Source organism: Dactylosporangium sp. NPDC049742 (assembly GCF_040674675.1).
Taxonomy (GTDB): Bacteria; Actinomycetota; Actinomycetes; order Mycobacteriales; family Micromonosporaceae; genus Dactylosporangium; species Dactylosporangium maewongense.
The window spans coordinates 17,151-25,667 of sequence record NZ_JBFANF010000011.1; the positions used below are offsets into that span (position 1 = coordinate 17,151).

The 8,517-nt window shown below is 73.1% G+C and carries 9 protein-coding genes and 1 pseudogene; 3 read left to right on the forward strand and 7 right to left on the reverse strand.

The window, feature by feature from the left end:
- Nucleotides 1-20: 20 nt before the first annotated feature.
- Nucleotides 21-959, reverse strand: a complete 939-nt coding sequence (locus AB0J72_RS16400) for a 3-carboxyethylcatechol 2,3-dioxygenase (RefSeq protein WP_363399410.1) — start codon at nt 957-959, stop codon at nt 21-23.
- A gap of 181 nt (nt 960-1,140) precedes the next feature.
- On the opposite strand from AB0J72_RS16400, the gene AB0J72_RS16405 reads away from it, so the two are divergent.
- Complete coding sequence (locus AB0J72_RS16405; protein ID WP_344511710.1) at nt 1,141-1,830, forward strand: helix-turn-helix domain-containing protein; 690 nt, start codon at nt 1,141-1,143, stop codon at nt 1,828-1,830.
- Between the two features lie 74 nt (nt 1,831-1,904).
- Here the strand turns inward: AB0J72_RS16405 and AB0J72_RS16410 are convergent, their stop codons facing one another.
- Genes AB0J72_RS16410 through AB0J72_RS16425 form a run of 4 tightly spaced genes read right to left on the reverse strand, consistent with a single transcriptional unit; the run spans nt 1,905 to nt 5,192 of the window.
- Entirely contained in the window at nt 1,905-2,345 is a 441-nt protein-coding gene (locus tag AB0J72_RS16410; RefSeq protein ID WP_363399412.1) for an SDR family oxidoreductase, read from the reverse strand.
- A complete protein-coding gene (locus AB0J72_RS16415; protein WP_363399414.1) occupies nt 2,270-2,701 on the reverse strand; it encodes an SDR family oxidoreductase in 432 nt (143 codons plus the stop codon). The genes AB0J72_RS16410 and AB0J72_RS16415 overlap by 76 nt, the downstream gene beginning before the upstream one ends.
- On the reverse strand, nt 2,698-3,528 hold the full coding sequence (locus tag AB0J72_RS16420; RefSeq protein ID WP_363399416.1) for an alpha/beta fold hydrolase: 831 nt from the start codon (nt 3,526-3,528) through the stop codon (nt 2,698-2,700). The genes AB0J72_RS16415 and AB0J72_RS16420 overlap by 4 nt, the downstream gene beginning before the upstream one ends.
- Nucleotides 3,529-3,563: 35 nt before the next feature.
- On the reverse strand, nt 3,564-5,192 hold the full coding sequence (locus AB0J72_RS16425) for an FAD-dependent oxidoreductase (protein ID WP_363399418.1): 1,629 nt from the start codon (nt 5,190-5,192) through the stop codon (nt 3,564-3,566).
- 195 nt (nt 5,193-5,387) lie between these two features.
- Between AB0J72_RS16425 and AB0J72_RS16430 the strand changes: the two are divergent.
- Nucleotides 5,388-6,179: pseudogene (locus tag AB0J72_RS16430) on the forward strand (alpha/beta hydrolase-fold protein); the annotation flags it as partial.
- A 69-nt stretch (nt 6,180-6,248) separates the two neighbouring features.
- Here the strand turns inward: AB0J72_RS16430 and AB0J72_RS16435 are convergent.
- Nucleotides 6,249-7,208, reverse strand: coding sequence for a DMT family transporter (locus AB0J72_RS16435; protein ID WP_363399420.1), 960 nt, complete (start codon nt 7,206-7,208; stop codon nt 6,249-6,251).
- A 78-nt stretch (nt 7,209-7,286) separates the two neighbouring features.
- Here AB0J72_RS16435 and AB0J72_RS16440 point away from each other — a divergent pair, with 78 nt between their 5' ends.
- Complete coding sequence (locus AB0J72_RS16440) at nt 7,287-7,841, forward strand: CGNR zinc finger domain-containing protein (RefSeq protein ID WP_363399422.1); 555 nt, start codon at nt 7,287-7,289, stop codon at nt 7,839-7,841.
- 143 nt (nt 7,842-7,984) lie between these two features.
- On the opposite strand, the gene AB0J72_RS16445 is transcribed toward AB0J72_RS16440, so the two are convergent.
- Nucleotides 7,985-8,410: a hypothetical protein gene (locus tag AB0J72_RS16445; RefSeq protein ID WP_363399424.1), complete on the reverse strand. Its 426-nt coding sequence runs from the start codon at nt 8,408-8,410 to the stop codon at nt 7,985-7,987.
- Nucleotides 8,411-8,517 lie beyond the last annotated feature (107 nt).

Below are 8,517 nucleotides of genomic sequence, written 5' to 3' on the forward strand. Positions count from 1 at the left end.
GTTTCTCCGTCAGCCCTCGGTCAGCGGGGCAATGCCGTGGTGGTGGCGAAGCCGGCGAACCACTCGGGGATCGCGCGGTAGTACCGGGAGCGGACCTCGTAGGGGCCCTGCGCGGCCAGGGCGGCGTACGCGGCGATCCAGGTTCGGACCTCGTGCGCCGAATGGCCGCCCTCCTCGACGAACCAGTCGTTGCCGCGACCGTCCAGGGCGGCGAAGTCGCCCGCGGCGAGGGAGTCCAGGACGAGCGCGTCCCACGCCGGATTGAGCGGGCGGAACGGGCCACGGCCCGCCGCGAAGTCGCGGGCCGCCGCGATGGTCCGGCCCTCACGCTGCGCCCGCTGCTCCCGGGTCGGGTTGCGACCGTGCTTCAACCGCTCGACCACCTCGGGCGGCGCCTCCGCCAGCCGGGGCACCGGCGGGTCGTGCGACAGCCCGCCCGAGCCGACGACGAGGACGCGGCGGCCGAGATCCCGCACCGCCTCCCCCACCGCGGCGCCCAGCAGCCGGGCCCGCACGGCAGGCCCGAGCGGCTCCGCGACGCAGTTGATGAAGACCGGGACCACCGGGACCGCGGTCAGGGACGCGAAGAGGAAGGTCAGCGGCTGCACGAGCCCGTGGTCGACCTGCATGTCCTCGGAGACGGCGACGTCGACGCCGGCGCCGAGCACGGCGGTGGCGATGGCGTATGCGGCGTCGCGGTCGACGTCGAGCGGGCCCGACGGCAGCCCGTAGTCACCCACCGAACTCGCCGCCGCCCCGACGCAGAACGACGGCATCATGTCGTAGAGGAAGCCGTTGTAGTGGTCGGGGCCGAAGACGACCACCAGGTCCGGGGCGAAGCCGGTGACGAACGCGCGGGCCTCGGCGAGCACCCCGTCGACCTCGGCCCGCACCTGCGGATCCGGGTCGTGGAGGCCGATCAGCGGCGAGTGGGATGTCGTGCACAGCGCGAGTGGCATGGCGGGTCTCCTCTCGACCCGAGATGGGTCGGGGTGTATCGTTATTTACATCAGCCTGCTCGTTATTTGTACGAAGGTTACGCACGGCCGGTAGGACCGGTCAACGGCAGACACCTCCCGTGGGAAGCTGTGGGTCCGCCCGCCAGCGTCCGGCGGACCGGCTCGATCAAGGGGATGTGGCATGACGGAACAGTCGACGGGGCGCACCCAGGTGGGCAGCCAGACCCTCGCCCGCGGGCTGCGTGCGTTGCTCTCGGTGGTCGAGTCGCCCAACGGCGTGACCATCCAGCAGCTCGCCACGGAGCTGGGCGTCCACCGCTCGATCGCCTACCGGCTCCTGCAGACCCTCGCCGACTTCGGCTTCGTCAGCCAGAGCGCCGACAGTTTCTACCGGGCCGGTCCCCGCCTCGCCACCCTCGCCGACGCGTACCTGCCCACCCTGCGGGAGCTCGCGATCCCGGTCATGCGGGAGGTGGCCGACGAGCTCGGCTGCACCGTGTCCCTCTTCGTCGCCAACGGCGCGGAAGCGGTGTCGATCGAGCTGGTCGAGCCGACGACCACGTCGCACCACATCGCCTTCAAGGCCGGGATGCGCACCCCCATCAACCGCGGCGCGGCCGGCTACGCGCTGCTGGCCGCCGGGCCGCAGGTGGCCGGCGAGCCGGCCGAGGTGGCGCTGGCCCGCGAGCGCGGCTACGCCACCAGCGTCGGCGAGATCGAGATCGGCTGCTACGGCGTGGCGGCGCCCATCCCGAACTGCAGCCCGCGCGCCTGCCTCAATCTCATCACCTATCGCGAGGACCAGGCCAAGGCCGCCGAGGCGTCCATCCTCGCGGCGGCCCGCCAGGTCGGCGAGGCGCTGCCGGGCTGAGACCCGCTCCACCGCGGGTCGCCGCGGGCCCGCCGGGCGCGATCAGCGCGACCCGCGGCCGGACCACACGGCGGTCACGAAGCCGGCAGCGCCAGCGGCCAGGTGTTCGTGAGGCCGCCGTCGACGACGAGGTCGTGGCCCGTCACGTGGCCGGCCAGCCGGGAGGACAGGAACAGCACGGCGGCGGCGATGTCGCCCGGCTGCGCGAGTTTGCGCAGCGGCGTGCGCTCGGCGTTCGCGCAGTTCGCGCTGACGTACCGGGGGTCGGCCACCATCCGTGGAGTGAGCGTGGCGCCTGGCGACACCGCGTTCACCCGGATCCCGTGCGGTCCGAGCTCGACCGCGGCCGTGCGGACCATCGAGAGCAGCGCGGCCTTCGCCATCCCGTACAGGCCGTGGCCCGGGGCGCTGGTGAACGCGGAAACGGACGCGATGTAGGTCAGCGAACCTCCGCCGGCCCGCCGCAGATACGGCACCGAGGTCCGCAGGACTCGCACGGCCTGCGCAGCGACCACGTCGCTCTGCCATCGCCAGTCGTCGTCACCGGCGACGGGCAGCGGCTTCCACCGCAGAGGCCCACGACGTCGGTGACCCCGTCGACACGGCCGAACCGGCGCTCGGCGTCGGCCAGCACGCCGGCGAACTCATCCGGGGCGGTGATGTCGCAGGCCGCGGCGGCGCCACCGACCTCCGCGGCGACCGCGCCGGCCTGGTCCTCGTCCACGTCGACGCACACGACGACGGCGCCGGCGGCCGCGAGCGCCCGGGCCGACTCCCGGCCGATGCCCGGCCCGACGCCGACGACCACGTGGACCCGGCCGTCGAGCCGGATGAGGTCCGTGTAGTCGCCGGTCTGTGGCGGCCCGCTCATCCTGGACCACCCGTGACCGCGCCGCCGCCCGGGCCGGCCAGGAAGTCGAGCAGCAGCCGGTTGACCACGGCCGGCCGCTCGATCTGCGGGCAGTGACCGGCATCCTCGACGACGACGCTGCGGCCGGCGCGGACCTGACCGGCCAGCTGCCCGGCCCAGCCGGCCGGCTTGAGCTTGTCGGCGCCACCCTCGACGAACAGGGCCGGGACGGTGATCCGGCCGTAGTCCGGCGCTCCGCGCGCAGGGGCGGCGGCGGGGGCGGCGGCGCCCGGCCGGCGGAAGCGGGCGGCGGCGATGGCCTCCCAGGCTCCGGGGGCCGTGCTGGACTCGAACCGCCGCCGCACGTAGTCGTCGTCGGCGGGGAAGGCGGGGTCGTGGAACAGCGCCGCGACCAGGCGGCGCATGGCCGGCAGGGTGGCGTCGTAGTCGTAGAGCGCGTCGACGTGCTCGTTGCTCAGGATTTCTCCCCCACCGCAGATGGCGACGATGCCCCGGGCGGGCAGCATCGGGACGTCGGAGGTGGCGTCAGCGAGCAGGTTCACCGCGCCCATGGAGTTGCCGACGAACGTCGCGGACTCGATGCCCAGCGCCTCGCAGAGGCGGGCGACGTGCCGGATCCGCATCCGCCTGCCGTCGACGAAGTCGATCACCTTGGCGGTCCGGCCGTAGCCGAGCTGGTCCGGGGCGACCACGCGGTGCCGGTCCGCCAGCGCCGCGATGGTGCGCTCCCACCCGATCTCGGCGTCGGCGCCGAACTCCCCGCCGTGCAGGAGCACCACGGGCTCGCCCTCGCCCGCCTCCAGGAACCCGGTCGTGAGGCCGTCCACGACGATCGTTCGGCGGTGGACCGCCGGCTGCCGCGTCATGCCATCGGCGCATTCGAACCGGTGACGGCGTGGTGCGCGGCGCGGTGCCCCCAGGTGAGGGCCGGTCCGATGGTGCCGCCGGCGCCGCCGTACGCCATGCCGGTGGTCCCGGCCATGGCGTTGCCGGCCGCGTACAGGTTGCCGATCGGCTGCCCGTCGAGGTTGAGGACCTGCGCGTTGTCGTCGGTGCGCGGGCCGCCCTTGGTGCCCATGCAGCCGATGTCGACCCGCACGGCGTAGAACGGTGCCGAGTCGATCGGGCCGAGGGTCCGCGCCGCGACGGTCGGGGCGGTGGTGTCGCCCCAGTGCCCGTCGTAGGCGCTCTGCCCGCGCCCGAAGTCCGGGTCACGCAACTGCTGGACGTGCCCGTTCCACGACTCGACGGTCGCCCGCAGCGCCGGGCCGTCGATGCCGGCGGCGCCGGCGAGCTCGGCGATGCTCGCGGACCGGTGGAACCAGGCGGGCACCGGGTCGTCGGCGGTGACGCCGAGGAACCCGTAGCGCACGAGATGCTCGTGGTCGAACACGATCCAGGCCGGCAGGTTCGGGTACTCGAACCGCGCGGGGTCGAACTGGTGGAACGCGCCGCCGAGGCTGTGGTAGTCACCGGCCTCGTTGGCGAAGCGCCGCCCGTGCCGGTTGACCATGATGGTGCGCGGGCGGGTGCGCTCCAGCCTGACGCTGCGGTGCCGCTGCTCGCCGCCGAACGTGTCGCCCGGGATCCGCACGATCGGCACCCACCAGGCCTCGGCCATGTTCCCGAGGGCGGCCCCGGCCCGCATCGCCATCCGCAGGCCGTCGCCCACGTTGTTCGGCGGGGAGGTCGGGCCGTTCATCGGCCCCCGCAGGAACGCCTTGACGAGGGCACGGTCCCACTCGAACCCGCCGGTGGCGATGACGACGCCCCGCCGGGCGTGCACGACCCGGCGCCCGTGCGGCCCTTCGACGACGACGCCGGTCACGGTGTTGCCCTGCACTACGAGGTCGACCGCGCGGGTGGAGGTCTGCGGCTCGACGCCGAGGTCCAGCAGCCCGCGCAGCAGCGCGGCGACCAGCGCGGCGCCGGCGACACGGACGTCACCGGCGACGCCGTCGCTCGCGGTGGCGCGGTCGCCCCAGATCCGTGCCCGCGTCTCGGCGTCGAAGCCGACGTTGCTGTAGTCGTCGGGGAACGCGGTCACCCGGTCGACCCACTCGCCGAGGCGGGCGGCGTCGAACGGCGCGGGGCTCAGCGACCGGCCGCCTTCGGGTTTGCCGCCGGGCAGCTCGGGTTTGTAGTCGGGGAACCCGGCGGTGACCGACAGCCGCAGTGGCGTGTGCGTCTCCAGGAACTCGACGGCGACCGGGGCGGAGCGCACGAACACCTCCGCGAGGTGCTCGTCGATCGTGCCGTTGGACAGCGCGCCCAGGTAGGCCAGCGCGTCCCGGGTCGGCAGCGGCACCGGCGCGTCCGGGCGCTCGTGGGCGGGGACCCACACGACACCGCCGGACACGGCCGTGGTCCCGCCCACGGTCGGGGTCTTCTCGAACATCCCGACCGAGGCGCCCAGCGCCGCGGCCGTGACCGCGGCGGCGAGGCCGCCCGCGCCGGTGCCCAGCACCACGACGTCGTAGGTGTCAGTCATATGGCGGTACTCCGTTCCCGTGTCCCGGATCAGAGATTGTGCAACTATAGTGCGCCCAGGCGCTATATCTACACACCCTCCGTGCCGGCGCGCAGGTTGTCAACCCGGCGGGAGGCCAGACTTCCCGGCGGGGACGCGCCGGTCGATCCCCGGCAACCGCTTTGACCGCAACCTGCCATCGGCATGCGGCCCCGGCTATTGTGGGACCCCGCGGTCAACATCCTGCTGCCGGACGGCTACCACACCAGCGGCAAGCGGTACCCGGTCCTGTACCTGCTGCACGGCGGTGGCGGCCCCGACTTCCGCACCTTCCACATGCAGGACAACATCGTCAACCTGACCGCCGGCCGCGAGGTCGTCGTGGTGATGCCCGACGCCTCGACCGGCTGGTACAGCAACCCTGTCAGCACCATGTCCGGCCCCCGCAACTGGGAGACGTTCCACATCGGACAGTTGCTGCCGTGGGTCGAGCAGAACTTCCGCACGTTCGCCGAGTACGACGGGCGGGCCGTCGCCGGCTTCTCCATGGGCGGCTTCGGCGCGCTGAAGTACGCCGCGAAGTACTACGGGCACTTCTGCTCGGTGAGCTCGCACTCCGGCCCGGCCAGCATCCGCCGCGACGCGGGCCTCATCGTCCACTGGGCCAACGCCACATCCGCGGCGCTGGATCTCGGCGGCGGCACCGTCTACGGCGCCCCGCTCTGGGACGAGGCCCGGGTCAGCGCCGACAACCCGATGGAGCGGATCCCCAGCTACTACAACAAGCGCGTCTTCCTGGCCGCCGGCACCTCCCCCAACCCGGTCGACGCGTTCGACATCGTGCACGAGACCCAGGTCCTCGCCGGCCAGCGCGAGTTCCGCGCCGCGCTCGGCAACGCCGGCATCCCCCACGAGTGGCACGAGGTCCCGGGCGGCCACTACTTCCGGCACGAACTGTTCACCCAGGACCTCAACGGCATGCTCGCCCGGCTCCGCCGCGCGGGCTGACCGCCTGCCGTGCCTCCGTGCTCCGGTGTCGCGTTCCCTGGTGCCCGCCACGGAACGCGACATCGTCGCTCAGGCCACGGGCACCGGGTCGGTCGGTTTCGCCGACGGCGTCTGCGGCTCGGTGGTGCGGAACTCGTCGATGCGGACCAGCACGACGCCGCCGATGATGAGCAGGCCGCCGACCAGCTGGATCATGCTGGGCAGCTCGCCCAGGACCGCCCAGGCGATGAGGACGGCGAACATGACTTCGGTCAGCCCGACGAATGAGGACAGCCGGGCGCCGAGGATGCGGGCCGCGCCGATGCCGGCGACGTAGGACACGACGGCCGCGACGATCGACAACCCGGCGAGGGGTACCAGCCAACTGACCTTGTGGTCGGCGAAGGTCACCTGGCCGAACGTGGCGTGCAGGGGCATCGCTCCGGCGGCACCGAGCGCGAGGAGTGCGAGCGCACCGGCTGCCATGCCGCCGCTGGCGAGCGCGACCGAGGGCAGTTCGTTGTCGGTGCGCGCGGAAAGGACGAAGTAGCCGGCGAGGCCGACGGCGGCGCCCAGGCCCCACAGGACACCGACCGGGTCGAGGTCGGCGTTGCCGGTGAGGTCGAGGACGAAGACGAGCCCGAGCACGGCGGTGACGGCGCCGGCGACGGTGAGCCGGCGGGGACGCTGCCCGTGCGCGGCCCACATCCAGCCGACGACGAGGATGATCCCGAGGTACTCCAGCAGCAGCGCCACCCCGATCGGCAGATACTGCACGGCGTTGAAGAAGCAGGCCTGGGCGGCGCCGACGGCGAGGATGCCGAACAGGCCGAGCGTGCCGAGGTTGCGGCGCAGCACGTGCCAGCGGCCGCGCAGCGCGAGCACGGCCGGGACGGCCAGGATGAGGGCGGCGGCCCCGACGCGGGCGGCGACGGCGGCCTCGGCCGACCAGCCGGCGTCGATGAGCGACCGGGCGAACGTGCCGGACGTCGCGAACGTGACGGCGGACAACAGGGCCAGTCCCAGCCCGGCGGTGTGTCGGCGCTGCACGACGCCTCCCCTCGGTCGATGTCATGAGCTATAGCGGCTACACTCATGACACTAGGTACACGGGCGACAGGAGTCAAGATGGTTTTCGCTCATGACACCGAGATCGCGCTTGTCGCTGTCGCCGCACTGATCAACACCGACGGCAGCGACGGCGAGCTGCTGGGTGACGTCGCCGCGCTCGACGCGTTCTTCGCCGAGCAGGGCTGGACCGGCCGGCACGAGCGCACCGACGCCGAACTGGCGGACGTCAGGGCGTTGCGGCCGCGGCTGCGCGAGCTCTGGCATGCCGAGGAGGACCGCGTCGTCGGCATCGTCAACCAGCTGCTCCGCGCGGCGCAGGCGTTGCCGCAGCTGGTCAAGCACGACGGGTATGCGTACCACCTGCACGCCACGCCGTCCGACGCGCCGCTGGCCGACCGCATGGCCGTCGAGGCCGCGATGGCCTTTGTCGACGTGGTCCGCAGCAACGAGCTGAGCCGGCTGCGCGTGTGCGCCTACCCGGGCTGCGGCGATGTCTTCGTCGACCTGTCCAAGAACCGCTCGAAACGCTTCTGCGACAACAGCTGTGGGAACAAGGCGGCGGTCGGCGCGTACCGGGCCCGCAAGGCCGCCGCCGGCAGTGCCGACGGCTGACCTCACGTGACCGCCAGGTCCGGTCGCCACCCGTGGACCGCGGTCGACGGAGCCCGGTAGAACGTCGCGGCATCGACCGCGTGGAGCGGGATCCAGCCCGGCCCGACCGCCGGAGCCGGTGTACGGGACGTGCGTGGGCGCCGTCAGGCGTCGTTCAGCGCGCTCAACGCCTGGCGGTACTCCTGAAGCTCCGCCTCGAGCCGGTCCCGCTGGAACCGGGCGGGGTCGGCGGCGTACAACTCCCGGCCCGGATCGGAGCTGAACGCAGCCTCGGGCACGGCGTCGGCGGACGGCGGCAGGAACTTGAGCACCTCTTCGACGGCGGCGACCGCGTCGGCGGCGGCCTCCCGCGCACCGGCCCGGTCCCGCTGCGACGCGTCGGGCCGTACCACCGCATACCCCGCCGCCCGTTCACCCATCGTCAGGAACTCGGCGGGGTCGATGATCCGGGACGGCTCGGGGCCGCCGTAGGCGGGCGGCGGCACGAAGCCGGGCCCGAGCTGGAACGCGAACCGGCGCGGCGACCGGCACGACGGGCACTCGCCCTCGTACACCGAGGAGTCGTCCATCCCACGGGCGTGACTCGACCACAGAAAGTCCGACTCGCCGCACCGCTCACACGGGTGCAGCGCCATGTACAGGTGACACTCAGCCACCGAACGCGCGACCAGCATCG

Coding starts and splice junctions, on each gene's coding strand:
- AB0J72_RS16405 (WP_344511710.1), top strand. CDS start 1,141: ATGACGGAACAGTCGACGGGGCGCACCCAGGTGGGCAGCCAGACCCTC.
- AB0J72_RS16415 (WP_363399414.1), bottom strand. CDS start 2,701: ATGAGCGGGCCGCCACAGACCGGCGACTACACGGACCTCATCCGGCTC.
- AB0J72_RS16425 (WP_363399418.1), bottom strand. CDS start 5,192: ATGACTGACACCTACGACGTCGTGGTGCTGGGCACCGGCGCGGGCGGC.
- AB0J72_RS16440 (WP_363399422.1), top strand. CDS start 7,287: ATGGTTTTCGCTCATGACACCGAGATCGCGCTTGTCGCTGTCGCCGCA.
- AB0J72_RS16445 (WP_363399424.1), bottom strand. CDS start 8,410: ATGGACGACTCCTCGGTGTACGAGGGCGAGTGCCCGTCGTGCCGGTCG.
- AB0J72_RS16400 (WP_363399410.1), bottom strand. CDS start 959: ATGCCACTCGCGCTGTGCACGACATCCCACTCGCCGCTGATCGGCCTC.